A 23,516-nucleotide genomic window follows, 5' to 3' on the forward strand; every position below is an offset into this window, starting at 1 on the left:
TATATAAAAGTCTTTCTAAGGCCTTTGCATTTTTAGGCAGGCATAGGGCTAACTCACGCTGCCGAGGCTTGCGCTTGGCATGACTCCACCAGGAGGATATGCGCGTATTATAAGCCCGTTCCAGTACTCATCTTCAGTACCGCCTCCGTCCCCGACGAAGCCAAGATATTCACCGTTATTCGCGACCGTATATTCATTAGACGGGTTCTGGTAAAATTCAGACCCATAATTTCCCAAAGTTGTGGATAAGTACTCTGTAGCGATCCCGTTATCTACTATTACTCCAGAAAGCACCCATTCGTTATCCCACGTTCCAGTATCAGGAGGTGCATCCCATGTTGTCCAACTGGATGTTCCTGCTATTCCATACCACCCGGTGCCATATCCCTGTCTTGATAGCTGCCCGCTTCCGCCTGAACTTTCTAGAAAGAATACGTCATTCAATCTGATGATGTAAGTGTAATATTCTATTATCATATTTGTGGATTGGCCGTCTGCTAGCCCATACAGATAGTTCCCCCCATAGTTCAACGCGTATAGCGCCTCTGTCCCAAAAGGCGATCCTGACGGTGCAGAGTCTGTTTGGCCTGCCGTGCCAACTGCTGTCAACCCGCTTAGCGAATCTCCTGAAAAATAATTAAGGAACACGCTCGCGCCATCATCGTATTCGCCATAGGTGCCGCTTAGAGCAGGGGCTTCGCCTATGCCTGTTGTGCCGCTGCTTGAAAGAAGGTTTGTAGTCTTTGGCGCGAATCCCAGGTATATTGTTATTGCGGAATTTGCAGGTATGCCGTTTTGTAGCTTTAACCATGCAGTAATTGTGCCGGAATTGTTGCTCTCTATCCATGCAGGTATTATCGCGCCTCCATCATAGAAGAATTCGAAGTTCGCAGCATTTCCGTTATATGCCAAGTAACTGGAATAATCCGATTCGGGTATCTGAACCTCTTGCTGGAATGGTGCAGGCGTTGCTGTGCCCTGCGAATTAGTTATCACCACATTTGCATAATTTGTTATTCCAGAAGGCAGGGCGAATGATGTTGACGTAGTCACAGTTGCGGAACTTGGAGTCAGCCCTGCTATTGTAACAGTTGCGATTTGCGACAATAGGTTAGAATAACTTGCCTCGTCATACTGCGCCCATATATGCCCATCCGCAGTGCTGCTGGACGAATCTATCGTGAAAGAATACGTGCCTGACATGCCGCTTCTCATGTCACCTACGTTTACCGATGGATATCCTGCGCAAGAAGAGGGCGCAGTAGCGCTGTTTGGCACGAAGCACAGGACTACGTTGCTCCATGCAGCGCCTGTTGCCTGGCCTATGATTGCAGTGAAAGTTGTTCCATGCGCAACAGGCCCGCTGCAAAGGAAGCCAGAATTCGGAAGGCACGTTGTGCCAACCAGAGAAGCAGAGCTGAAAACCCCAAGGGAGAACAGCGCTGCAAGCACTATTGCAATAATCAGTATCGCCCATCCGTATGTCATCAGGTATTCCATAGCGCTTTGAGATTTCATGCGCTTTGAAAGGATTGCTAATTTTTGCATGTTCTTCTTTGATACTATTCAAAAAAATTAATTTAAACCTTCCCAAAGCTGGCTTATCCATTTTAATAGGCAATAAAATTGCAATGCTAATGCATCAAAATAACTAGCACTTGCACAAGAATAAGTTTATGGACTCTGCGGGATTCGCACCCGCGACCCCCTCGTTGCGAACGAGGTGCTCTACTACTGAGCCAAGAGCCCGCCTTAATCAATAATATATTTCTATGACAATGAGCTATAAAGTTTATCAATCTGCCTGCGTTCTGCAGGGCCTATTATACTTGCAACATCTCTGAATGCAGTGTCAACCGATTTAAATACATCGTCAATGCCTGCAACACATGCATCTATGCTTTTTAGTTCGCTCTTTGCCATGCTTTCGTTTTGCATGCGTTCGAACCATCTCCTATACAAAAGCAGTTTTACCTTTTTAGCTTTTAGGCTTTTAAGCATTTCAGCGCGTGCTCTTTCAAGCCTGCCCTCCCAATCTGCAAGGACGCCTATAAGGCCGAGCACATCATTCCTTGTTACTGCATTATTCAAGGCGTTTAAAAAATAGGCATAGTCGTGTTCCTTTGCAGCAGAATATCTGATTATGAGCCTTCGTTCAATATCTGCGATAGGCATAGGCTCATTTCGCAGTCCAAGTTTTCCGTGCGATGCCAATATCCTATAATAAGCTTCATTAATGGCCTTCATTGTTTCTTGGGAATTTTTGTGCTTGGATATATCGGGATGCCATATTTTTGCTTGCTTTATGTATGCGTTCCTCACTGCCTTAATGTCGTTTGTTTGCTTTATGTCAAGCACTTTAAAAGCGTCTTGCAAGTTTTTGTCAATGCGTTCGTGGCCATAAATTTTATCAATTTCCTCTTGAACGCTTGATATTAAGCTTTCCGCCTTGGCTGCCTTTGCCTCTATTTCGTCGCCAATTCTCTTTCCCAAATGCTGCTTATGGATTCTGCGTTTGAATAAATTTCCAATGTCAAGCAAATATTACACCATTTTTAATAATGATGGTCCAAATAAATATTTGATTCTATGGCCCTGGCAAACGATGTTAGGTTAAAAAAACTTTTCAAACAGATACTGAAGGACATAAAGCCCACTCAGAAAGAAATAAGCGACGTAAGCGAGTATTCAAACGAATTGATGGCAAGGCTAAAGGAGGTAGCGCCCAAAGACGTTGAGATAATACTTGCAGGTTCTCTTGCGCGTGGCACACAGGTACGCGGCAAGTCAGACATAGACATATTTCTGCTTTTCCCAAGAAATCTAGAAGAGCGTAAGATGGAGGCCAAAGCAATCAGCCTGGCAAAAAGGATAGTGCGCAATGAGTTTGGAGAATACTACGAAATAAACTATGCAGAGCACCCGTATCTAAAGCTCATAAACAAACGCAGATCCTTAAATGCAGACATAGTGCCTGCGTTTAAAATAAATGATGCTGATGAAATGGCAACCTCGGTAGACCGCACCCAATTGCATAATGTGTTTGTATTAAAGAATCTTGACGCTAAGCAAAAAGATGATGTAAGGATAATAAAATACCTGCTGCAGCGCCACAACATATATGGCGCGGAATCGAGCAGGCATGCATTTTCCGGCTATCTATGCGAATTGCTTGTATGCTATTACGGGTCTGCAGAGAATGTGCTGAAGGCGTTTTCCGAAGCCAAGATTCCAATATACATAAATCTATACAAAAAAGATGCAGATGCCAGCGCAGCAGCCGAAGCATCACGCCATTTTAACGCGCCTTTGATAGTTATAGACCCTACGGACAAGAACAGGAATGTAGCAGCCAGCGTTTCTATAGAATCATTGTCCAGGCTCATGCTGATATCCAGGAATCTGCTTGCAAATCCTGCAAAAAAGGAGTTCTATGGTCCGATGTATTCGGATGAAGACCCTGTCAAAAGCATAGAGGAATTCAGGCGTGCCAAAGGCGCTTCAATCCAGGCAATGTGCTTCAAGCTTCCAAAAATATCAGAGGATACGTTATGGCCGCAGCTTGAAAAGTTGCGGGGCAGAATTGTAAGGGAGCTCGAGCAGTCGGGCTTTGGCATAGCGCTGTCGTTTTCTAGGATTGAATACGGCAAAGGCGTCATTGTATTCTTACCTGCATATGACAGGTTGAACACGATTAAGAGGATTGGCCCGGACGTTACAATAATTGGCGCAGCTGAAAAATTTGCCAGGGCGCATGGCTCTGCGCTCAGCGTATCCGTAGAGGGCAGCAGGCTCATAGCAATAGATAAGCCTGCAAATGCAGATGTACTTGGAGCATTGCAAGGCATAATACTGGACAAAAAGTTCAAATTTACTCCAGACATCAAGAAAAGCGCTGTCAAGATAGCAAATAACGAATTAAGCGAAGACTATGCGCTAATCGTTTATCACGGGCTTGTGGAGAAGCTTGGCATTTAAGCTTAAAGCTTATAGCGATTACCACCTGAGATGATCGATTTCAATTCCGTAAAATGATCCTTTTTAGACTTTTTTGGCGCAGGGGTTGCCTTGCCTCCAAGCAATTTGCTTACCAAGTAATTTATTGCTTCCCTCTTCTCAATTCCTGTTTCTATCTCATATATCTCTTTGGCATTTCCGCGCATTGCAGACCCGCAGTAATCCATCGCCTCTGAAATTATGTTCTCGCGTATTTTTGCTAAGCCATAGGCCCGCGCTTCCAATCTGCGTGCAAGCCTTTTAAGCGGCACGCGTATTACAAAGCATATTGCGGGCTTCAATTTCAATTCCGGGACAAGATGGCCAACAATTATTACATTAAGCTCTGGTGTTTTGCGCAATTCGGCCCTCAACGCTGCGCTAAGCTTATTGCTATTTACCACCTTTGATCCATTTTCATCTTCGCGATAATAAGCGTGTGCTTTAATAACAATGTCGTTTAGCTCTATAACTACATTGCTTATCATATTGCGCGACAAAGCGGCTGACAGCATTCTTGCGAAATGGCTTTTCCCAGCGCCTGGCGTTCCAGTTATTGCAAATATGCGCTTGCTTTTTCCCTGCATTACTGCTGTGCACCTTTATTCATATAACTATCTACATTATCGAACAGGTCGCCGAGCTCATTTTCTGCAGTATCAAGGTCTATAAGGGGATTGGGCTGCAGTGCAACGACTATCATATAATTCTTTTGTCCATCGAAAAGCCACTGCCCCAATGAATAAGTGCTATACGTTGTGGAGAAATCAGCAACAAAATTTGAATTTGCAGAAAGCCGCCCTATCAGTGCATTTATCCCGCTATCTGCATCGTTTACATATATGGTTTCCTCGACGCTGCTGCCCCTGTCTATGGCCTGTGGCTTTATAAGCGGTATGTTGTCCTGCTTTGCGCGCATAGCTATAGCCTGTGCAAGCTGTTTTGTCAAAGAATCGCATTTTAGGCCGTCCTTTTCAAGGTCCTCCTTCTCCTTTTGCATGTTTGACCTCAAGCCATTTATGTAATCATTCGCTTCTTTGCGTATATTTTCTACGGTCTGCGCAATCCCGTTCTTCGAAGCGTAGGATGCTGGATTTGTGAGCAAGTCTGTCAATGATATTCCATACTCCTGAAGTATTGATTGCTCAAGTGCGCCTATAACAATACCTGTCTCCTCGCTCCATAAATCGGTAACTGTATCATCGGCCATTGATAACACCTATAGCATTATAATATATTTATGAACGCATAGATATATGAGTGTTTTCATGGAAACAGAAGACGCGTCGGCGCGGATAAAAAAAGACATCATGGCATTTGAAGAAAGCATAAAAATCGCTGAGCAATTTTCGCAGGATTTGCGTATCAAAGAGATAGTGGAGCTGTCAAAAATGTATGCTGCAGACTCGAAGCACTACCTGGACAAAGGTGACCTGCTTACGTCATTTTCATGCATTTCATATGCACATGGATTACTGGATGCGGCCATGTCCTTCGTAGGTGCGAGCAAATATGTATGAGGAAGGCGCAGCTCGAATAGAAGCCGGAGAGGCGTTCCTAAATCCAAAAGCCAGGCTCTCTAGGGATATCAGCGTAGCATACCTGCTCGCCAGAGGTTCAGTGGCAAATGCTTTGGACATGACGTCAGCCACTGGAATACGCGGCATAAGGTACGCAAAGGAATGCGGCATAGATGATGTTACAATGCTTGAGATAAACAAGAATGCATTCGATTCAATGGCCAAAAACCTAAGGTCTAATTCCATGGACAATGCGAAAGCTTACAACACAAGCGTGCAGGAATTCTGCAACATGGAGGATTCTCCAAAATTCGATGCCATAGACATAGACCCGTTTGGAAGCCCTGCGCCATACATGTATGACGCCCTAAAGGTTGCACATGATGGAACATCAATCATGGTAACGGCTACAGACACTGCGGTGCTCTGCGGGGCGCAGCCTAATGCATGCAAAAAGATTTACCATTCTGTACCTATGCACAATGAGCTTGGGCACGAGGCAGGCGTACGCATACTTGCATGCTTTATAGCTGATCTTGCTGCGCAATTTAACTTCGGAATAAGCGTTGAGTTCGCCTTTTCTTACCTGCATTACATACGTGTTATAGTAAGGCTTGCGCACGGAAGCAAGCACGCAGTAAAATCAGTGAATTCTTCTGGATTCGCGTACAAGTGCGAGCATTGCGGATGGCTTGGTATGGAAAAAGGCTATTTCACCAGCATCCAATCATGCCCGAACTGCTCTCACGAAATATTGAGGTCGGGGCGGCTTTGGCTTGGAGAAATAAAAAGCGATGCTGTAGCGAAAAAGATTGGAGGCAGAATGACAAAGATGCTTAAGGGCCGCGATTCAGAATCGAAGTTTGTCGAAACCGTAATTCATGAAGGCAATACGCCGTTTTATTACAGCATTCCGAAACTGACTAAATTAATGCACATCAGGGCAGTAAGCCCATTTGACGTCGTGAAATCCCTGCAGGCTTCAGGCATCGGAGCTTCTCTCACGCATTTTGAAAAGAGCTGTATAAAGACTGAGGCAGATGTAAACGAGCTGAAGGCTAGGATTTCTGCCATCGTTAAGCCATAGCGGCAAAAGCAAATGCTTAAGAATCTTTATTATCTTGAATTTTCATATCTGTCGTCATCTTATGCCACTTTTTTAAAAAAAGTTAGCGGCAGCTTCCAAAATCAGAAAAATATATATAGTAGTTCAGAGAAAATGTATATGAGTGGGTAAATGGGGGAAGTAGATGGGGGAATATAAAACAGAGCCAATTCCATACTGTACTAGATGTGGTGTTGCCACTAGCAGTCAGTCTGGCAGGATATCTGAAGCGGATGGAAACTTTTACTGTGCGAAATGCGCAGAGGAGGTAAACCGCGAGTATCTGGCAAAGAGCACATGCGCCATATGTGGAAGGACGATGTCAAAAGACGAAGTCAAGTTCGTATTGCCGTCAAAGTCCTTCGGGGCTAAGGAAGTGCGATTGTACAGCAGGCTCGCATGCGTTCAATGCTATTCTACATTCGCATCAAAAGCAGAGAATAAGCATCTGTATAAAAGCGAGAGGCACAGGATGCTGATGAAATCCGCAAAAAGGCAGCTGATACGCCAGGTCCTTGAGCACGCATAAGGCCCAGGCCAGCGTTTCATTGCATAGCCTTGCCGAACTTATGCAAGCTAGCATGGCTTAAATGCCTAAATAGCCCATGGCCTAACAATTAATCGGATAGAACTTATTTTCTAGCCTTCACCACTAGCATGTGGTATTCGTTGTCGTATCCTATTGCATCCTTTAATGCATAGGGCTCTATTGCTATTGTGCTGTCGGAATACGGATCGTTTATATAAAACGAATCCTCGTCATAGCCTTTTACGACTACCCAATGCGGAGACTGTTCCAGATAAGGATTGATCGCCTTTGCATTTACAAGCAGTATTGGTATGTTGCCGCTGTTTATCGTGTTTTTTATAGTGTTTGTAGTTACTATACCGTGCACTTCTTTTATGTTGAGCTTTTTCGTTTTCTCCTTGATCTCATTGTACGAAGCCCTGAGCGCATCAAGGTTTATCCCCTCATACACCGCAAGCTTTCTTTCGTACCCCTCGTCCTTCTGGTTGCTGCTTATTATATGTAGCTTAGCGCCGCGCTTAGCCAGTGCGTATGCCAGCCCGTATTTAGATCCGTGCCATACGCTGCCGTTTACCGCTTCGTGCCAGATGTTGAATTCTTCCTCCTTCTTCGGCTTATAATTCTTGTTTATGTATTTCAGCACCATTATGGCACATGCCGCAGAACTTGTAAATTCTTCTGACTGAGCGTAATTCGGTATCTCATAAATTTTACTTTTCTTGGTTGATTTTGTTTTTGCCATTTTTTTCACCTTTTTAACATAAGCATGTGCAGGGAGGGAGATTTGTTCATGACTGATTTTGAACTCCCGTAGGCCTAGGCCAACGGATCTTGAGTCCGTCGCGTTTGACCATGCTCCGCCATCCCTGCGCAGTATCTTTTTAAAAGCATCAAATAAATAATGTTTTGCATAATCAAAATAAAGCTAATGGCTTTCCGCACGCGATCGCCATTTGTATTTTGGTTTCTTAATATTTATAGTTTTCCTTAAAAAATTTTATTTTATATTTAAGCTTTTCTACGGTTTACGAGAGTGATTGAAATCGATAGGCTATAATTATCTGCTTTGGCGAATATCTGTGGAAAGGCTGCAGAGGCATTGATTTGCCGGCAAGCTTATAATTAATGCAGGTAAAAATAATACCGTGCCTTAGTGGTGTAACGGTTAGCACGGAAGACTGTGGATCTTCAAGCCCGGGTTCAACTCCCGGCTAAGGCCTAAAACGGTTTTGCGCACCTGGGCAATCAATGCTTGCACGCTAAAGCATTTCAGAAAAAGTGCAATGCCCACGAGCGCATGAATCTCTTAAGCCTTATCCTTGAAGGGCTTGTATTCTTCTTTATGTCCTTTACCATGGATTTGTAAAGCACTTTTTCCTGAGCGTCCAGCTTGCCCTCCTTAACAATCTCCTGCTTTTTGCCATCAACTATCTGTGTTTCCGTCTTGCTTATTACGTCCTTCTTGACCATCGAATACCATTCATCCAGGGAGCTGCCGCTGTAATCCTTGTCTTTCAGTACGGCAAGCAAGTCCCTCATGGTGAGTTTTCTTTCCTTGCTATATTTGTATTCGTGCAGAAGTGGCAGCATTGCTGCCTTGTCGCATATCCTTTTTATGTCAGCAGGGCTGTATCCCGCAGTGGCTCTTGCAAGCCTCCCATAGCTCAGGTGCCCCCTGGGCTTGTTCTTCGTATAAAGCTCAAACAATGCCCTCCTCTCCTTGTATGTCGGCGGAGGTACATAAAGGCTGTCGCCAAACCTGCCGCTCCTCTTCAGCGCCGGGTCTATGTCCCATGGCTGGTTTGTCGCACCGATTACAAATAGACCGTCAGGCTTTTCCTGCACGCCGTTCATTTCTACTAGGAATTGGTTTACGGCCAGCCTCATTGCAGAGCTCTCACCGCCGCCGCTGGCACCATCCCCTCCCCTCTTAACGCCCAAAGCGTCAAGTTCGTCAAAGAAGATTATGCATGGCAGCGCATGCCTTGCCTGCTCGAATATAGCATGTAGGTTCTTTTCCGTGTTGCCGGTGTACATGTCGACTATCTGGTTTATCTGTGCTATTATGACGTTCGCCCCGGCTTCGCCTGCTATCGCATTGACCATATAAGTCTTTCCGGTTCCTGGAGGGCCGTACAAAAGCAATCCTACACCAAGTTCCTTTCCATACTTTTTGAACAGATCTGGTTTCTGCACGGCCAAGACGACATTGTCATGCAGGTAATTCTTTATCTTTTCGGATCCTATTACATCCTTAAACGTTATCTTTGATTTATAGAATGCAACGTGCTTTATCTGGCCCTCTTCTATCAATTCAGTGTTGCCTTCAGCCTGTTCATCCTTTTGCACCTGTTTCATTGCCTGCATCTGCTGTCCTTCGCCGACATCCATATGCATAAGCGAATCCAAGTGCTCAAGCCTGTTTTTTGCCTCTGAATAATCCGGGCTTATTGAAAGCGATTTTTCATACCAATACCTGGCATCGAGAAGATCGTTGTTAGTTTCCTCTATGTCGCCAAAAAGCAGCGGAGCATCAGGGCTGGAAGGCTGGAGCTCCATAACCTTTTTTAGGTCATCTTTTGCAGCGTCAAAATTCCTGGTTATGCGCTCAGTAAGCGCCCTGTTAAAGTACGCATCTGCATACTCTGGGTCTATCTTTATTGCCTCGGAAAATTCTACTATCGCTTCGTCAAACTTGCTGGATTCAAAAAGTGAATTGCCTTGCCTCCAGTGCTCCTTTGCTGCTGGGTCCGGCTCGTGTTTGCTTTCAGCCTGTGGGTCGCTCATCGCATCATCTGATAACCTTCATGATAACATTACTTTATTCCACTTTTATATATAAATGCCTTACATTTATAATTCTTTTTTAGTCTCTACATTGTCCAGGAGGGCATTGAGCGCCCTGTCCACGCTGCTTATTCCCTTATCGCTCCTGCGCCTGTTCACGAAGTCCACTTTTGCAAAGTGCCTTCTCAATGCTGCCACTGTCTTGTTGAGCATGCGCATCTCCTCAGACTTTATCTTATATTCGCCATTTAGCTGCCTTATCACAAGCTCGCTGTCCGAAACAAGCATTATTCTCTTATCCTCATGCTGCGGTATATGGTTCCTGCACCATTCCAATGCCTTTATGACTGCTGTGTATTCAGCATAATTGTTTGTTTTAATGCCGTTATAAAAACTTCTTTTTGCAAGCACTTTGCCTTCGCCGCTTGTAACAATAAACCCGGATGCGCTTATTCCAGGATTGCCCCTTGCTGCACCATCAGTGTATATGACAATATCATGGTCCATCGGCTCAGCGTTCATCAATCCACCAAATATTTAGCTCTTAACAACAAATTATCAATAAAAACCTATAAAAGGCGTTACACTTGCGTAACCTATCAATCGAAGAAGGCACAGAACTTGTGCATGCAGCCAGGAACACCATAGAGCTCTATATAAAAAATCCTTATTTTAAAAAATCAATAGTCCACGAGCAAATTAACGGCTTCTCGGAGCCTAGCGGAGTATTTGTCACCCTGTACCATTATCCGACTGAGGAGCTTCGCGGATGCATAGGCTTTCCTAGGCCGGTAATGCCTTTGAAAAAGGCAGTGGTTGAAGCTGCAGCTGCGGCAGCATTTGAAGATCCAAGATTTGTTCCGGTGTCGCATAAGGAATTAAATGACATGATCGTTGAAGTAAGCGTATTGTCAGGCCTCAAGGAATTGCCAGGCCCTGAAAACAAAAGGTTGCATTCTGTAAAGATAGGGCGCGACGGGCTTATAGTAGAATACGGCATCTATAGCGGCCTGTTGCTTCCTATAGTTGCGGTCGAGGAGGGATGGGATGAGGAAAGGTTCCTTAACGAGGTTTGCCTGAAAGCCGGCATACCGCAAGACTATTGGCGCCACCAGAACGTCAGGCTCTACTCCTTTACCACGCAGGTTTTTAAGGAGGACTCGCCAGGCGGAAAAGTGATACAAATATTATAAGCTGTGCGCCAAAGCGGAAATCTCATAAATATTTAATGCTTCTAGTGCCTAATAAATAGCACGGGCTCGTAGCTTAGCCTGGTTGGAGCGCCCGACTGATAATCGGGAGGTCGAGAGTTCAAATCTCTCCGGGCCCATAAAAGCTTTTTGCAGTTTAACGCCGCTAGCATTTGCCTAAATGCAAATATTTTTAATAAGATGAATCCAAAAACCTGACTGATAACAATGCAGGAATACGACAAGGAGTTTCTAGACTACATGGAAAAGAAGTACAAGATAACACTTGAGAAGGCTACAAAAGGCAGCGAGATGGATATAATAAGGTTTGCCATTGCTTGGGACGTGTGGAAACAGGCCAATAAGGTCTGCAAAGAAAAGCTTGGGACCAAGTAGATTCCCGCAAAAGCCAGCACTGCGAGGCAGCTGCATGGCCGCGCCTTGTTCCTAACCATGCATTAGTCATGCTTTCGTGCTCAGACGGCATCTATCGCTTTCTTCTGATAAGGTTCAGCTTTATAACCATGCGAGGAAAGGTTTGCCGCGAATAATTCCCTGTTTTGGCCGTATGTGTATACCTTTTTTGGCGATACTGCATCTATGTATTCGCAGCTCTGCCTAAAATCCGCGTGGTCGCTTAATGCGAACTGCGCATCGGACCTAAAGCGGAAGCTTTTTGCAAATCCAGTTGCAACTGCGGTGTAAACGCGCTTCTTGTATGCGTGCTCCATCACGCCTGCAATGTCATAAAACCTTTGGGAGTCGGTTATTCCAACGAAATTGCCACGCACAAGGCTTTCATAATCGCTGTCAATATCATAATAGGATGCGTATTCAAGGCCGATGCCGTTCCTGACATAAACGCTATTTATGGCGCTGATTTTTCTGCTCACCACTGGAATTATTGATTCCCTGTTCAATATCCTTATAAGTTCCTGCGCTTTTCCCATCGCATAGGCTTTGAAAAGAACAATGCCCTCTTTCAGCGCCCTAGACACCCACTTCAAAAGCATATCTTCAATCACATCCTTGCTGTCGAAGTTCAATGCTGGGTCTGGATAGGTGGAATCTATTATCAGGATATCTGCATTCCTTATCTGTATCCTGCTTGCCGCTGCACTTTCCATCATCTGGAAATCGCCGCTGTATAAAACGCTATTGCTGTCAAAGCCGCAGTCTATAAGCAGCTGCTTTGAGCCGAGCATGTGGCCGGAATCGAGCAGCCTGACGTTTTGTGGAACAGCCTCTACCAGATTTGGAGATATCCCGTAAGCCACATTTATCAGCTCAGCGGTTTGGTTGCTGCAGACAATCGCCCTTGAGCTTCTGGCAGCTGCAATGTGGTCGCTGTGAGCATGCGATACGAAGTCCATGTCTGCTCCGCTTGCCCTTGCATCTAGCGATATGGACTTAAAAACCCTGTTCTGCATGCAGTCGCCTAGGATAATTGCAAGGTTAAAACTAAATAGTTTAAGACAAAAATATGTAATACTAAACGATGATAATATGGTCGATAACCTAATAATTATAGGATCGGGCCCGGCAGGGCTTACCGCTGCGCTGTACACTGCAAGGGAGGACTTCAAGCCGCTGGTAATAACAGGCGTCGAGGCCGGCGGGCAGCTGCTCCTTACCACTACAGTTGAAAATTTCCCAGGATTCCCGAACGGCATTTATGGCTCTGAGCTCATAGACCTCATGCGCAAGCAGGCCGAGAAGTTCGGTGCGCGATTCTTGGGAGAAAACGTGGAGGGCATAGACCTGTCTTCAAAACCGTACAAGGTAACGACGCAGTCTGGCAGCTTCGAAGCGAACAGCATAATCATAGCGACAGGCGCTTCTGCAAAATGGCTTAACATACCTTCAGAAAAGCAGTTTATAGGCAAGGGCATAAGCAGCTGCGCAACTTGTGATGCGCCATTTTTCAAGGGAAAGAACGTTGTAGTTGTAGGGGGAGGCGACACTGCAATGGAAGATTCGCTATTCCTTACGAAATTTGTTAACAGCGTAACTATAGTCCACAGGCGCGACGCATTCAGGGCAAGCAAGATAATGCAAGAACGCGTGCTTTCAAACCCCAAGATAAAGGTCATCTGGAATGCCGAAGTCTTGGAGGTCAAGGGGAATGGCAAGGTAAACGCCGTTGTAATAAAGGACGTAAAGACCGGCGCAACAAAGGAGATGCAGGCAGACGGCCTATTCGTTGCAATAGGCTATAAGCCGAATACCGATTTCCTAAAGGGCAAGCTTAAGCTAGATGAGGCAGGCTACATAGTAACAAAGGATGAAGTCAAGACCGATGTAGAGGGCGTATATGTAGCAGGAGACGTCGCAGACCATGTTTACAGGCAGGCAGTCACAGCTGCGGCAAGCGGCACTAAGGCCGCGCTTGAAGTAAGGGCTTACCTCCAGAACCTTGCGTACGGAGCTTCAAAATAACTTTTTTTGGCCCTTGACTTCTATGAGCCTTGAAACCCTGATGCCAACCTTCCTAGCGGGCCTGTTTTTTATCAGCAGCCTGATAAGGCTTTCTGCTATGCCAAGCATTTGCTCTTCGGAATCTGTATAATTGTGCAGCATTTCGCTCCTTGCGCTTATTGTGAAATCGGTATACCTTACCTTCGCGCCGACATTCTTGAACAGGTAGCCCTTCTTGTGCACTTCGCCGATTACCTCGTCGGCAAGCTTGCGCAGCACGCCCTTTATTTCGTCGACACTTTCTACAGGTTTCTTGAGCGTTACCTCGCGGCCTATGCTGAGGGTTTCGTAGTACTCCACAATCTTCGAGTTGTCTATGCCCCTGGCTAGCATATACAGCTCCTTGCCAGCGACCCCGAAATGGTCTATAAGCATCATCGGATCTGCTTCTGCAAGCTTCTTTATGCTGTCTATCCCAAGGCCCAGCAGCTTTTCGTAGGTTTTCTTGCCTATACCTGGCAGGTTCTCCAGCTTTTCGCCAGCCAGGAAGCTGCTAAGCTCCTGCCTCTTTACCAGCAGCAGGCCGTCGGGCTTTGCCTTGTCCGAAGCCATTTTTGCAAAGGCCTTCCCCTCGCATATCCCTATCGTGCATGTCAGCCCGAAATCGTCTTTTATGCGCTTCTTGATCTTTTTCGCCATTTCCAAAGCGGCATCGTCATCAAGCCCTGATATGTCCACAGCCGCCTCGTCTATGCTTATGATTTCAGCAGGCCTGCCGAAGCTCCTTACGATGTCCATGACCTTTACGGAAATCGATTCGTAATAGGGCTCGTCAGACTGGAGGTAAGCAAGATCCTTGCAAAGCGAAAATGCTTCTGCGGTGGCCATGCCGCTTTTTATCCCGAATTTCCTTGCCTCGTAATTTGCAGTCTGCACCACTCCGTATGTCCTTTCGCTAGCAGGCGCTGTCCCGACGGCCAACGGCTTTCCCTTCAATTCCGGGTGCCGCTGTTCCTCGCACGCAGCAAAGAAATAATCCATGTCTATGTACAATACAAAAACCATAGCGATACCATAAGCATGTGCAACAGCCAGCAGGGCTCATGCAATAATTGCCTGCGCAAGGTTATAAAGCATTCAACCAGGGCAGGAAATGCAATAGCAGATTTGTAGTGCAGTGCATTCTATTGAGGCAAAAGGATAAAATACATAAGCAGCAATGAAATAGCAGACAAAAGTGGTCGAATGCGAGAAGTAATGTTCGCTGGCAGTTTCTACCCAAGGGGCAGAAACGAGCTGCAAGAGTTTGTAAAGGGAGAAGGCATCAAAGGCAAGGACATTGGCACTTCAAAGGTGCTGTCAATGGTCGTCCCGCACGCAGGCTATGTTTACTCCGGCACTACTGCGCTCCTTGCATACAAGGCAGCTTCGGCCCAAGCAGACGGCTTTGATTCCGTAGTGATAATAGGCCCAAACCATACTGGCATGGGCCTGCAGATCGGCGTTTCAATCGATGACTGGCGAACCCCTCTCGGTGAGATAAAAAACGACTCGAAATTTGCGCACAAGATAATAGAAAGCGGCAACGGCGTGGAGCACGATGAGCTTTCGCATAGGGAGGAGCATTCAATAGAGGTGCAGCTTCCGTTCGTGCAGTATTATTTTAAAGGCCTTCCAATTGTCCCTATCTGCATGGGCAATCAGAGCCTGCCTGCATCTAAGGAGCTTGCAAAAGCCATATCTGCTTCTGCAAAGGAGCTTGGCAGAAAGCCTTTGGTGATAGCGAGTTCGGACTTTGACCACTACGAGCCAGCGGAAATAGCCAAATCCAAGGATTTCAAGCTCATAAAGGAGCTTGAGGCGCTCAATCCAGAGCACTTCAACCTTCTTGTAAACGAGATTATGGACAGCACATGCGGATACGGCCCCACAACTGTGGCTGCAATATACGCTAAAAGCGCAGGCAGCAGCAAAGGCATACTGCTGAAGTATTCCAATTCAGGGGACGTGACAAAAGACTACTCAAGCGTTGTGGCTTATGCATCCATAGTCTTCGTCTGACCGCACTGCACATCATTCCTTATTGTTTATGCTGAGGCCCTTGAGGTATGCTGTCGCGCCCTTGAACCTCTTGCCCGAGACTTCTATAATCGGCACCTTGAACAGCCTTTTGTAAGACTTGTCATAAAGTATTGCATATGCGTCCTTCAAGCTGTCCTTGTCCTTAAGGCCAGAACCGTAGAATATCCTGTAATATTTGGCCCCTGAGCGCCTTATGGCGTCCATTGCATTTTCCCAATTCTGCTTTGAAGGGTTTTGCAGCAGCTGCTTTATCCTAGATTCATAGTCCGCCTTACCCTGGTGTTTTGTACTTTTTGCCAAAAAATCACTTCGCTTTGCTTTTCAAAAATTCGATTACCTCATCTGCATGCCCTTTCGGGCTTACTTTCTCAAATATCTTTGCTATGTTGCCTGCCTTGTCAATAATATAAGTATTCCTGAGGGTGCCTACGCCGAAAATGCCCCTGTCGCCGTATGCGCCATAGCTTTTTATCACAGAGCTGTCAGGATCTGCGAGCAGCAAAAATTTGAGGCCGTATTTATCTATGAATTTCCCATGCGATTTCAAGTCGTCCTTGCTGATGCCTACTACCTCGGCATTCAGCTTCTTTATGCTGTCAAGCTTTTTGTTGAATTCGTTTGCCTCCATGGTGCAGCCAGGGGTATTGTCTTTCGGATAGAAATACAGTACCACGTATTTGCCTGCAAATTCTCTTAGCGAATGGCTCTTGCCGTCCGAGCCTTTGAGCATGAAATCCGGTGCTTTGCCTCCTTCCTTTACCTCCATGCAATCACATGGATATAGCTCATGGAAAGCCTAATAAATTATCTATGCGTAAAAAATCCGAGCCAATGGAATCAGATACAAAGCTTGAGCAATTTATAAGGAGCTATCCGAACCTCAGGGATGTCACGCTGTGCTACTTCGTAGACAAGAGCGCCGGCAGGATACTGCTTGCCATGAAGAAGCGCGGCTTCGGCTCAGGCAAATACAACGGCCTTGGGGGCAAAGTCAAAGCCGGCGAAACAGTAGAAGAAGCCATGGTGCGCGAGGCTGAAGAGGAATCGCACTCGGTACCGGAAAGATACGAAAAAGCCGGGGTCATAAACTTCTACTTCGACTACCCTGGCAAAGAGGCCGAATTGAACCAGCGAGTTCATGTGTACCTCGTATATGAATGGCGCGGTGAGCCTGCGGAGAGCGAAGAGATGAAACCCGAATGGGTCGGGATAGGCAAAATACCGCTCGGGCTGATGTGGGACGACGACAAATACTGGCTTCCTCAGATCTTGCAAGGCAAGAGCGTTGAGGCATACTTCCTGATGGATGCCCTAGGCAAGGTCAAGGACGCAAAGATAAACTATACGCGCAAAAAGTGAATTCACTTCCTGTATTCTGCGACAAGCTCAAGCAAGCGTTCCGCGAATTTTACCATTTGCGAATGGGTGCCTATGGCTGCACGCATGTAAGGGCCGTGGAGCCCGCTGAATTCCGGGTCAGAAGCGATGAACGCTATTATATTGCTCTTTTTCAGCCCTGAATAGACATATCTCATTTCTGAATTGCTTTCAAATCTGATGAACACGAAACCGCCGTTCGACTTGAACGTGAACACGCCCCCATCGCTGAGCCTTTTCTCCAGGATGTCGCGCTCCCTTATCACGCCTGCAATCTTCCTCCTGTAGTAGCCCATGCTTTTAAGCGCCGCAATGCCAGCATCCCTTGCAGACCTGTTCACGTTAAATTCCTGCTTAGAATTGTTCAACCTGCGTATAAGATCGGCATTTGCAATCAGGTAGCCAAGCCTTATGCCGGAAAGCCCGAAGGCCTTTGAGAACGTCCTGAGCACAATCAGGTTCCTGTGCTTGCCTATAAGGTCCGCAACGCTCTCATTGCAGAATTCCATGTATGCTTCATCAACCACTGCTATGCCCTTTGCCTTTTCCACAAAAGAGTCTATCCTTTCCCTTTCAGTAATGGTGCCAGTAGGGTTGTTTGGGTTGCATATCCATGTGAGCGTAGCCCATCTTAGGTCGCTGTCAGTATAGCGCAGCTCGTAATTGCGCCCATCAGCCATGCACTGCTTCAGCCTGATCTGCGAACCAGCTCCTTTCGCTATGTACTCATATTCTCCGTATGTCGGTGCAGGTATAAGCACGCGCTTTCCGAAGAGGAACGTCAGCATGCCTATTGCTTCGTCTCCCCCGTTAGTGGGCAGTACGTTTTCAGGCTTGACATTGCTGTAATCCGCAATGGCCTTTTTCAGCTCTTCATACCATTCGTAAGGGTATGCATTCACCATCCTCAAAGAGGCGCTCAAAGCCCTCTTCACTGCTGGGGACGGAGAGTACGCAGAACCAGAATAATCAAGCCTAATAATGCTTGTCTTTGTCATAAGCTGTATTCCATTGCCAAACTGGCATTATATGTAATCCCAAGCAAGTATTAAAAGCATTGTGCGCAGTGCGTTGCCCACAAGCTGCAGCTACAAATGCAGGCCTGAACCAAGAGAGCGGCTCTTTATGCTTTTCATGAGCCTAGGCAGGCTAGTACGGCCCAGCCCTATGAGCAAAACGAAAAATACCGGCAGTGCAAGAATCCCTGCAATATGTATAAGGCCGTTATGCAGATATGCCGCAATGCCTAAGACCCACACAGTTATCATGAAGGCATATGCAAATAGCGCGATGCTGCCCCTGCCACTACTGCTTATACCGCGCTTGCCCCTCTTGTTACTTAGCATGTAGAAAAGCTCTATGCTCATGAATACTGCCAAGAAAAGGCACATGTCGAACCCCAGTATGGATGTGCCTGTAGCTACATGCAGATTAACCCCATGATACGCAGCAATGTAAGCCCAAGAAGATGCCGAAGCTATGTACGTTGTTATTATTCCAGAGGCAAAAACATAAAGCATAAAGAAGCGCACCCCTGAAAGCTTTTCGAAGCGGTCAAAATAGAAGCCCGCAGCGAATACGAGCATCGCAACAAGCAAGAAATTCACGACAAGCTCCATAAAAGCGGGATGCCCTTCAACGAGCAGTGCACAATTCTCTATAGGGTTGAACGGTGATGTGGCGAATAGGAAGACATTGCTGGTTATCGGGGCACTGCAACTGCCCTCTGCTGCCGATACAATCGCATAGAGGGCTGCAAATATCAGCGCGTATTCAAGCCCCTTCAGCGTATGCCCGATGTAGCCCTTCATTGCATCATACCAAATAACCTGCCAGATTATTTATAGAATACCATGTTTTGATCGGCCAAGCTATTTTAGCATGAATGCAAGCATTAAAACTGTCTGCTGAGCGTAATTCAATAAGCCCCAAGAGAGTGCTCTCTTGTCGATAAGGAACCCGCCGTTTATTAATGGTTATCGCCCTTGATATGTTTAGATTCATGCTTTCTTATTATGCTTACTTTAATTATAACGTATAAACCTAGGATAAATAGCACAACAACAGTTAACGTGCTAAAATCGATGCCAAAAAATAAAGCACTTATAAAAGACAAAAATCCAAGGAAGCCAGTCGCGATTATCAGACTAATTAAAACTAACCAAAACTTCCAGTTGCTCATACCCTTGCCTATTGTATACTATAAATTAGATAAATAATAAACTATTTAATAAAGCGATACAATATTGAATTAGCGGTGAGATATTTGGAGAAGCTGCCTTCACCGAAATATAACATTTGTAGCATGAATAATTGCCGTAATAAAGCTGTCGCTGGATGTATGTATTGTAAAAAGACATTCTGCAAAGAACACAGTGACCCGATACTTGTAATGTCAGCTAGAGAGGCTTGGAATTTAACAGGCTTGAGAGAATCTGATCCGATAAAATACAAAAAATATGTTGATGATTGGAATAGAACAGATGGTCACCCGTGCCCAGCATATACTGGGGCTTGGAATAAAAAGCATGATAAAGAACTTATCAATAATGGTAAGATAATACGATTCCCACCTAAAGAATCAAAACATTCGACTCACACTAGTATACATAACGGTGACGCATCGGGAAAGATTAGACAGATTACAGGCCTTGTTCTCATCATCATAGCGATAGTTATCCTTGCTTTATCGTATAATGCTTACATAACTAGCTACCATAAAACGATAAGCACCTCCAACTTTACCTTCTTATTCTCTGGCATATTCTGGGATTTAGTTGGCATACTTATAGGTGCAGTATTGATTGCCATAGGACTGATTTTAGCATACCCTAAGGGTGCTAGATGGCTTGCTAACAGAAATAGGTAAATTATTATGAAGATTAACGCTGAAAAGTGGGATGAATTTATTAAACGATATTTTGTTGCGGTATTGGGTGGAATTGTATCTGGTTATATTATTGCAGGAATAGGAATATACCACCTGACATTTTTGTTCTTTACTATTTACCTTGTAGCAATAGTAGTTATCGGTGCTATAATTGGTTATATCATATATAGCCAGATAGGGATTAAATCTAAACCAGATAACATTACTCCCCCTCCACCTCCTCCATCAAGTCCTGTATAAATTCATATAGTAGCGGATCCTTTTCTTTAAGTGCTATGTTGCCTTTGGCTTTCTTTAGTTTTTTATAAGGGTTCCTTACTATGGGTTAAGAGCCCCAAGAGGGAGTTGAACCCTCGGCCTCCTGTTTCCACGGCCCTGCGCCTACAGGGTTTACGAGACAGGCGCTCTACCACTGAGCTACTGGGGCAGTAAACAGATAGATATGCAGAAATCAAAATAAATACATATTGCTGGAAAAGCAATTGCCGATAAAGTTGCGAATGAAAGTAATAAAAATACTGAGTATGTATATTATTTATTAATCCGATGGATACACACTGATAGATTAATGCTGCAAGGAGACGTTTACATGGAAACTGGACCTTCCAATGGCATAAACAACGGCAATGGCATTAACAACAGCGGCGGTGCTGCATATTCGCCTAATCCCCAGCCACAAGGGTACAAAATAAACGTAACTCCTGAAAGACCTGTGCAGCCACCAAAGCCTGAAATAGCTTCTTCTAAGGCAAAAAATAAAAAGCAGCCAATACCTTCGAATATCCTGAAATATGCAATAATAGCGGTTGTAATAATCATCGCAGTGGTAATAGCGCTTCACGTAACCAGCAAGCCTGCTCCGGCAACTACGGTGTATACAACTACAATAAAGCAGAACGTATATTCGTTTGATTCGTGCGAAAGCATAAACGCGCCTGGCAGCTATTATCCCTCTGGAAACATAGCAACGAAGGTAACTGATGCACCGTGCATTGTAATAAATTCAAGCAACGTTGCGCTCATATGCAATGGCCGATCAATTACAGGTTCAGGACCGTACAGCAATACAACGCCCTACAGCTACGGAGTCTACATAAATGGCAGGAGCAACGTAACGATAAGCAACTGCAGGATAAGCTCCTTTTCATACGGCATCGCTGCGCTAAATTCGTCAGGCATAAGCGTTCAGCACAGCAACGTTTCGGACAACACCATGTCAAACATAAAGCTTAACGGCACATCCAAATCGCAGATATCCTTCAATATCCTATCCGGCGCATCAAGTGCGCAGGGAGCCCTGCTTATAGGCATGAACTCGTACAACAACAGCATACTTAACAATACAGTAACTGACAACGCAAAGGTAGGTATAAAAATATACGCTAACGGCCAGACCGTAGATTACAATTATATAAACGGCACGCCTGCGTCATTCTACTGCTCAGGTGCCGCAGGATTCCAGACTGCAAGCTCGGGCCTGCAGAACAGATGCACGAATAATTACGGCTGCCTTTTTGTCAGCACGTGCGGAGGCATAAACGCGCCAGTGAACATAACACAGATAAGGTTGGGGCACGAGATAGCAACATGCGGACTGATAAGCAGCCCTGGCAATTACTATCTGTCAAAGAACATTAACGGATCTTCGTATTCATCTCCATTGACATACGCCTATGCAAATTATACCAAAAACCAGAACTGCATAAGCATAAGCGTGCCTGACGTGAACCTTTACTGCGGCGGCCACAGCATAACAGATGTGCAGAACGGTGCAGCAATATATTCAAACGGCACGAATGCAATCTCTATAGCAGATTGCAACGTATCAAAATCTGAATACGGCATTGAGTTTGACAATGTGAATAGCTCATCAGTGTCAAACGCCACAGTTTCAGGTTCTGGATATGGGATATACCTGTCAAATTCAAATAAAAACAAGATCGAGAATGCAACATCCACGCACAATACCTATGGGACATACATTTATTCATCCACCCTAGACACCCTAAGCTCTTTCAACATGTCAAAGGATTCATATGGCATATACGTGGATTCTGCGATAGGCAACCTGTTCGAGCACGGGGTAGCAGGTAACAACCGTGTTATGGACATTTATGCCACAAACAACTCGATAAACGCGAGCTATGACTACATAGCAGCAACCTCATGCGGAGTTACTGATGCCATATGGGCGACATGCACTACACACGTGAAGCCAGAGCTTAAATACTATCCGATAGGCTCATGCACGCAGATTTCACGCAGCGGCAACTACACCCTGCAGAACGATATAGGCGCAGCAAGCCCTGAATGCATAATAATAAATGCGAGCAATGTCAACCTTTCATGCAATGGCTACAAGATATATGAAACCTACAAGGGCTCAGGCTATGGGATCTACGCCTCAAACATGAGCGGCATAAAAATAGATGGCTGTGGGGTGGATTTCGCAAAATACGGGGTTTATATGTCAAGGGTTACGAATTCCACGCTTATGAACGATTCGTTTAGCGACGATACGTATTCTGTTGTGCTGAATGATTCATCCGGAAGTTCAATAAGCAACAGCATTTATTCCGGTTCGCAGTACAGTGTGCTGCTTTCCAACTCTGCTTCAAACTATGTTGGCAACAACCTTATAATGAGCGGCCCCGGCGCCGGAATAGCGCTGGTAAATTCTGTCAACAATACCTTGGAATCCAACAACGAGTCTTCAAACGACTATGGCTTGGTGCTTAACGGCTCGTCCAACAATAATATGGTAATGTACAACAAGATGCTGGGCAATAAGCTTTCTGATTACTACTGCTCAAACGGCAATTCAGGCATAAATGCCGAAAATGGCGGAGTGAACTACGGGGTTACGACGCATGGCTGCCACTGGCTTGCAGCAATCCAAACAAATGCGCCGCCTTTGGAGTGCAATGCGTTCTTCTCCCCAACCACATATTCAATCTCATCTGATGCGGCATACGGCCTAGGAGCGCTCTGCTACGGAGTGTATTCAAACGCAACAACGATAAATTGCAATGGCCATACCATAATAGCTACGAACGGCGGCACTTTTGCGTCATTCAAGAATGTTAAAGATGACGTCATCGAAAACTGCTACCTCAAGGGCTTCACCACGCCAATATCAATATCGAATTCAAGCGTGCAGGTGATAAACGATGTCATAGGTTCCAGCTATATCCCGCCAAATTCATCCTTCACAGGTTACGGGATCCATGTTTCTGCAAGCAAGAATTTCGGCATAGACAACGTCAGCATAAACGGCACCCCCATAGGCGTGGCCATATTCAGTTCGTCAGATGGCAGCGTGGAAAACACCAGCGTGACTTCTGAGCTGGCTTATGACATTCAAAGTTCTACTTCTTTAAATATGATACACGACTTGTCGGAGCCCGGCACTGGAATAGGCGCTACGATTTCAAACTCTACAGGCGGCTTATACAAGGACGATATGTTTAACGGAATAATATATGGGATGGAATGCCTATTGTCATCCCAATCAAGCACTGCAAACTCCGACGCAGGCGGAATTTCGTATTCCTCAGCAGATAACTGCAATTGGCTTAAATAACTCCTAACTAATTTATAATTTTCTAGGCAAATTAAACAG

Annotated in this window: 25 protein-coding genes and 5 tRNA genes; 14 read left to right on the forward strand and 16 right to left on the reverse strand. The window is 45.4% G+C overall.

The window, feature by feature from the left end:
- Nucleotides 1–48: 48 nt before the first annotated feature.
- From M1125_00870 to M1125_00880, 3 genes are all read right to left on the reverse strand, one after another.
- Nucleotides 49–1,500: a hypothetical protein gene (locus M1125_00870; protein ID MCL5404383.1), complete on the reverse strand. Its 1,452-nt coding sequence runs from the start codon at nt 1,498–1,500 to the stop codon at nt 49–51.
- Nucleotides 1,501–1,677: 177 nt separating this feature from the next.
- Nucleotides 1,678–1,749, reverse strand: a tRNA-Ala gene (locus tag M1125_00875).
- A gap of 21 nt (nt 1,750–1,770) precedes the next feature.
- On the reverse strand, nt 1,771–2,541 hold the full coding sequence (locus M1125_00880) for a DnaJ domain-containing protein (GenBank protein MCL5404384.1): 771 nt from the start codon (nt 2,539–2,541) through the stop codon (nt 1,771–1,773).
- A gap of 48 nt (nt 2,542–2,589) precedes the next feature.
- Here M1125_00880 and cca point away from each other — a divergent pair, with 48 nt between their 5' ends.
- Nucleotides 2,590–3,978, forward strand: coding sequence for a CCA tRNA nucleotidyltransferase (gene cca, locus M1125_00885; GenBank protein ID MCL5404385.1), 1,389 nt, complete (start codon nt 2,590–2,592; stop codon nt 3,976–3,978).
- 2 nt (nt 3,979–3,980) lie between these two features.
- Here cca and M1125_00890 read toward each other — a convergent pair whose 3' ends face one another.
- Nucleotides 3,981–4,583, reverse strand: coding sequence for an AAA family ATPase (locus tag M1125_00890; protein ID MCL5404386.1), 603 nt, complete (start codon nt 4,581–4,583; stop codon nt 3,981–3,983).
- Nucleotides 4,583–5,206, reverse strand: coding sequence for a hypothetical protein (locus M1125_00895; protein MCL5404387.1), 624 nt, complete (start codon nt 5,204–5,206; stop codon nt 4,583–4,585). Before M1125_00895 ends, M1125_00890 begins: the two co-directional genes overlap by 1 nt.
- Before the next feature lie 58 nt (nt 5,207–5,264).
- Here M1125_00895 and M1125_00900 point away from each other — a divergent pair, with 58 nt between their 5' ends.
- The 3 genes from M1125_00900 to M1125_00910 all read left to right on the forward strand — a co-directional run bounded on the left by M1125_00900 (nt 5,265) and on the right by M1125_00910 (nt 7,150).
- Nucleotides 5,265–5,516: a DUF357 domain-containing protein gene (locus M1125_00900; GenBank protein ID MCL5404388.1), complete on the forward strand. Its 252-nt coding sequence runs from the start codon at nt 5,265–5,267 to the stop codon at nt 5,514–5,516.
- Complete coding sequence (locus tag M1125_00905) at nt 5,509–6,603, forward strand: methyltransferase (GenBank protein MCL5404389.1); 1,095 nt, start codon at nt 5,509–5,511, stop codon at nt 6,601–6,603. The genes M1125_00900 and M1125_00905 overlap by 8 nt, the downstream gene beginning before the upstream one ends.
- 163 nt (nt 6,604–6,766) lie before the next feature.
- Nucleotides 6,767–7,150, forward strand: a complete 384-nt coding sequence (locus M1125_00910; protein MCL5404390.1) for a hypothetical protein — start codon at nt 6,767–6,769, stop codon at nt 7,148–7,150.
- A gap of 103 nt (nt 7,151–7,253) precedes the next feature.
- Here the strand turns inward: M1125_00910 and M1125_00915 are convergent, their stop codons facing one another.
- A complete protein-coding gene (locus M1125_00915; protein ID MCL5404391.1) occupies nt 7,254–7,892 on the reverse strand; it encodes a peptidase C39 family protein in 639 nt (212 codons plus the stop codon).
- Between the two features lie 27 nt (nt 7,893–7,919).
- Nucleotides 7,920–8,020: transfer RNA gene (locus M1125_00920), tRNA-Leu, on the reverse strand.
- Between the two features lie 277 nt (nt 8,021–8,297).
- On the opposite strand from M1125_00920, the gene M1125_00925 reads away from it, so the two are divergent.
- Nucleotides 8,298–8,369 (forward strand) — tRNA-His (locus tag M1125_00925).
- 50 nt (nt 8,370–8,419) lie between these two features.
- Here M1125_00925 and M1125_00930 read toward each other — a convergent pair.
- Nucleotides 8,420–9,937 (reverse strand): AAA family ATPase, encoded by a 1,518-nt coding sequence (locus M1125_00930; protein ID MCL5404392.1) that lies wholly within the window; start codon nt 9,935–9,937, stop codon nt 8,420–8,422.
- A 66-nt stretch (nt 9,938–10,003) separates the two neighbouring features.
- A complete protein-coding gene (locus M1125_00935) occupies nt 10,004–10,459 on the reverse strand; it encodes a ribonuclease HI family protein (protein ID MCL5404393.1) in 456 nt (151 codons plus the stop codon).
- 65 nt (nt 10,460–10,524) lie between these two features.
- Here M1125_00935 and M1125_00940 point away from each other — a divergent pair, with 65 nt between their 5' ends.
- The 3 genes from M1125_00940 (at nt 10,525) to M1125_00950 (ending at nt 11,523) form a co-directional block, all read left to right on the forward strand.
- Nucleotides 10,525–11,130, forward strand: a complete 606-nt coding sequence (locus tag M1125_00940; protein ID MCL5404394.1) for a TIGR00296 family protein — start codon at nt 10,525–10,527, stop codon at nt 11,128–11,130.
- A 62-nt stretch (nt 11,131–11,192) separates the two neighbouring features.
- A tRNA-Ile gene (locus M1125_00945) sits at nt 11,193–11,267 on the forward strand.
- A gap of 88 nt (nt 11,268–11,355) precedes the next feature.
- The gene (locus tag M1125_00950) at nt 11,356–11,523 is read left to right on the forward strand and encodes a hypothetical protein (GenBank protein ID MCL5404395.1); all 168 of its coding nucleotides are present in this window, start codon (nt 11,356–11,358) and stop codon (nt 11,521–11,523) included.
- 80 nt (nt 11,524–11,603) lie between these two features.
- On the opposite strand, the gene M1125_00955 is transcribed toward M1125_00950, so the two are convergent.
- The gene (locus M1125_00955) at nt 11,604–12,557 is read right to left on the reverse strand and encodes a hypothetical protein (GenBank protein ID MCL5404396.1); all 954 of its coding nucleotides are present in this window, start codon (nt 12,555–12,557) and stop codon (nt 11,604–11,606) included.
- A 76-nt stretch (nt 12,558–12,633) separates the two neighbouring features.
- On the opposite strand from M1125_00955, the gene trxB reads away from it, so the two are divergent.
- Nucleotides 12,634–13,566 (forward strand): thioredoxin-disulfide reductase, encoded by a 933-nt coding sequence (gene trxB, locus M1125_00960; GenBank protein ID MCL5404397.1) that lies wholly within the window; start codon nt 12,634–12,636, stop codon nt 13,564–13,566.
- Here trxB and dinB read toward each other — a convergent pair.
- Nucleotides 13,558–14,610 (reverse strand): DNA polymerase IV, encoded by a 1,053-nt coding sequence (dinB, locus tag M1125_00965; protein ID MCL5404398.1) that lies wholly within the window; start codon nt 14,608–14,610, stop codon nt 13,558–13,560. The two genes, trxB and dinB, sit on opposite strands and share 9 nt — an antisense overlap.
- Before the next feature lie 180 nt (nt 14,611–14,790).
- On the opposite strand from dinB, the gene amrB reads away from it, so the two are divergent.
- Nucleotides 14,791–15,606 (forward strand): AmmeMemoRadiSam system protein B, encoded by an 816-nt coding sequence (gene amrB / locus M1125_00970; protein MCL5404399.1) that lies wholly within the window; start codon nt 14,791–14,793, stop codon nt 15,604–15,606.
- 12 nt (nt 15,607–15,618) lie between these two features.
- On the opposite strand, the gene M1125_00975 is transcribed toward amrB, so the two are convergent.
- Both M1125_00975 and M1125_00980 read right to left on the reverse strand, forming a co-directional pair.
- Nucleotides 15,619–15,927 (reverse strand): hypothetical protein, encoded by a 309-nt coding sequence (locus M1125_00975; GenBank protein MCL5404400.1) that lies wholly within the window; start codon nt 15,925–15,927, stop codon nt 15,619–15,621.
- Nucleotides 15,928–15,931: 4 nt separating this feature from the next.
- Entirely contained in the window at nt 15,932–16,393 is a 462-nt protein-coding gene (locus tag M1125_00980; GenBank protein ID MCL5404401.1) for a peroxiredoxin, read from the reverse strand.
- Between the two features lie 65 nt (nt 16,394–16,458).
- On the opposite strand from M1125_00980, the gene M1125_00985 reads away from it, so the two are divergent.
- Nucleotides 16,459–16,986, forward strand: a complete 528-nt coding sequence (locus M1125_00985) for an 8-oxo-dGTP diphosphatase (GenBank protein ID MCL5404402.1) — start codon at nt 16,459–16,461, stop codon at nt 16,984–16,986.
- A gap of 2 nt (nt 16,987–16,988) precedes the next feature.
- Here M1125_00985 and M1125_00990 read toward each other — a convergent pair whose 3' ends face one another.
- Together M1125_00990 and M1125_00995 are read right to left on the reverse strand one after the other, a co-directional pair.
- Nucleotides 16,989–18,002 carry a histidinol-phosphate aminotransferase family protein gene (locus M1125_00990; protein MCL5404403.1) on the reverse strand — a complete coding sequence of 338 codons (1,014 nt, stop codon included), beginning with the start codon at nt 18,000–18,002 and terminating at the stop codon, nt 16,989–16,991.
- 90 nt (nt 18,003–18,092) lie between these two features.
- Nucleotides 18,093–18,815, reverse strand: coding sequence for a hypothetical protein (locus tag M1125_00995; GenBank protein ID MCL5404404.1), 723 nt, complete (start codon nt 18,813–18,815; stop codon nt 18,093–18,095).
- A gap of 581 nt (nt 18,816–19,396) precedes the next feature.
- Here M1125_00995 and M1125_01000 point away from each other — a divergent pair.
- Nucleotides 19,397–19,873 (forward strand): hypothetical protein, encoded by a 477-nt coding sequence (locus M1125_01000; GenBank protein ID MCL5404405.1) that lies wholly within the window; start codon nt 19,397–19,399, stop codon nt 19,871–19,873.
- A 6-nt stretch (nt 19,874–19,879) separates the two neighbouring features.
- Nucleotides 19,880–20,134, forward strand: coding sequence for a hypothetical protein (locus M1125_01005; protein ID MCL5404406.1), 255 nt, complete (start codon nt 19,880–19,882; stop codon nt 20,132–20,134).
- A gap of 90 nt (nt 20,135–20,224) precedes the next feature.
- On the opposite strand, the gene M1125_01010 is transcribed toward M1125_01005, so the two are convergent.
- A tRNA-Thr gene (locus M1125_01010) sits at nt 20,225–20,321 on the reverse strand.
- A 162-nt stretch (nt 20,322–20,483) separates the two neighbouring features.
- Between M1125_01010 and M1125_01015 the strand changes: the two genes are divergently transcribed.
- Nucleotides 20,484–23,477 carry a right-handed parallel beta-helix repeat-containing protein gene (locus tag M1125_01015; GenBank protein MCL5404407.1) on the forward strand — a complete coding sequence of 998 codons (2,994 nt, stop codon included), beginning with the start codon at nt 20,484–20,486 and terminating at the stop codon, nt 23,475–23,477.
- The last annotated feature ends 39 nt before the right edge of the window (nt 23,478–23,516 follow it).

The organism is Candidatus Marsarchaeota archaeon (assembly GCA_023485295.1).
Lineage (GTDB): Archaea > Micrarchaeota > Micrarchaeia > Micrarchaeales > Micrarchaeaceae > Micrarchaeum_A.

What these genes read in the sequence shown, in the direction of transcription:
- M1125_00870 (MCL5404383.1), bottom strand. Translation starts at nt 1,500, where the DNA reads ATGGAATACCTGATGACATACGGATGGGCGATACTGATTATTGCAATA.
- cca (MCL5404385.1), top strand. Translation starts at nt 2,590, where the DNA reads ATGGCCCTGGCAAACGATGTTAGGTTAAAAAAACTTTTCAAACAGATA.
- M1125_00890 (MCL5404386.1), bottom strand. Translation starts at nt 4,583, where the DNA reads ATGCAGGGAAAAAGCAAGCGCATATTTGCAATAACTGGAACGCCAGGC.
- M1125_00895 (MCL5404387.1), bottom strand. Translation starts at nt 5,206, where the DNA reads ATGGCCGATGATACAGTTACCGATTTATGGAGCGAGGAGACAGGTATT.
- M1125_00900 (MCL5404388.1), top strand. Translation starts at nt 5,265, where the DNA reads ATGGAAACAGAAGACGCGTCGGCGCGGATAAAAAAAGACATCATGGCA.
- M1125_00905 (MCL5404389.1), top strand. Translation starts at nt 5,509, where the DNA reads ATGTATGAGGAAGGCGCAGCTCGAATAGAAGCCGGAGAGGCGTTCCTA.
- M1125_00910 (MCL5404390.1), top strand. Translation starts at nt 6,767, where the DNA reads ATGGGGGAATATAAAACAGAGCCAATTCCATACTGTACTAGATGTGGT.
- M1125_00915 (MCL5404391.1), bottom strand. Translation starts at nt 7,892, where the DNA reads ATGGCAAAAACAAAATCAACCAAGAAAAGTAAAATTTATGAGATACCG.
- M1125_00930 (MCL5404392.1), bottom strand. Translation starts at nt 9,937, where the DNA reads ATGAGCGACCCACAGGCTGAAAGCAAACACGAGCCGGACCCAGCAGCA.
- M1125_00935 (MCL5404393.1), bottom strand. Translation starts at nt 10,459, where the DNA reads ATGAACGCTGAGCCGATGGACCATGATATTGTCATATACACTGATGGT.
- M1125_00950 (MCL5404395.1), top strand. Translation starts at nt 11,356, where the DNA reads ATGCAGGAATACGACAAGGAGTTTCTAGACTACATGGAAAAGAAGTAC.
- M1125_00955 (MCL5404396.1), bottom strand. Translation starts at nt 12,557, where the DNA reads ATGCAGAACAGGGTTTTTAAGTCCATATCGCTAGATGCAAGGGCAAGC.
- trxB (MCL5404397.1), top strand. Translation starts at nt 12,634, where the DNA reads ATGGTCGATAACCTAATAATTATAGGATCGGGCCCGGCAGGGCTTACC.
- dinB (MCL5404398.1), bottom strand. Translation starts at nt 14,610, where the DNA reads ATGGTTTTTGTATTGTACATAGACATGGATTATTTCTTTGCTGCGTGC.
- amrB (MCL5404399.1), top strand. Translation starts at nt 14,791, where the DNA reads ATGCGAGAAGTAATGTTCGCTGGCAGTTTCTACCCAAGGGGCAGAAAC.
- M1125_00980 (MCL5404401.1), bottom strand. Translation starts at nt 16,393, where the DNA reads ATGGAGGTAAAGGAAGGAGGCAAAGCACCGGATTTCATGCTCAAAGGC.
- M1125_00985 (MCL5404402.1), top strand. Translation starts at nt 16,459, where the DNA reads ATGGAATCAGATACAAAGCTTGAGCAATTTATAAGGAGCTATCCGAAC.
- M1125_00990 (MCL5404403.1), bottom strand. Translation starts at nt 18,002, where the DNA reads ATGACAAAGACAAGCATTATTAGGCTTGATTATTCTGGTTCTGCGTAC.
- M1125_00995 (MCL5404404.1), bottom strand. Translation starts at nt 18,815, where the DNA reads ATGAAGGGCTACATCGGGCATACGCTGAAGGGGCTTGAATACGCGCTG.
- M1125_01000 (MCL5404405.1), top strand. Translation starts at nt 19,397, where the DNA reads ATGTCAGCTAGAGAGGCTTGGAATTTAACAGGCTTGAGAGAATCTGAT.
- M1125_01005 (MCL5404406.1), top strand. Translation starts at nt 19,880, where the DNA reads ATGAAGATTAACGCTGAAAAGTGGGATGAATTTATTAAACGATATTTT.
- M1125_01015 (MCL5404407.1), top strand. Translation starts at nt 20,484, where the DNA reads ATGGAAACTGGACCTTCCAATGGCATAAACAACGGCAATGGCATTAAC.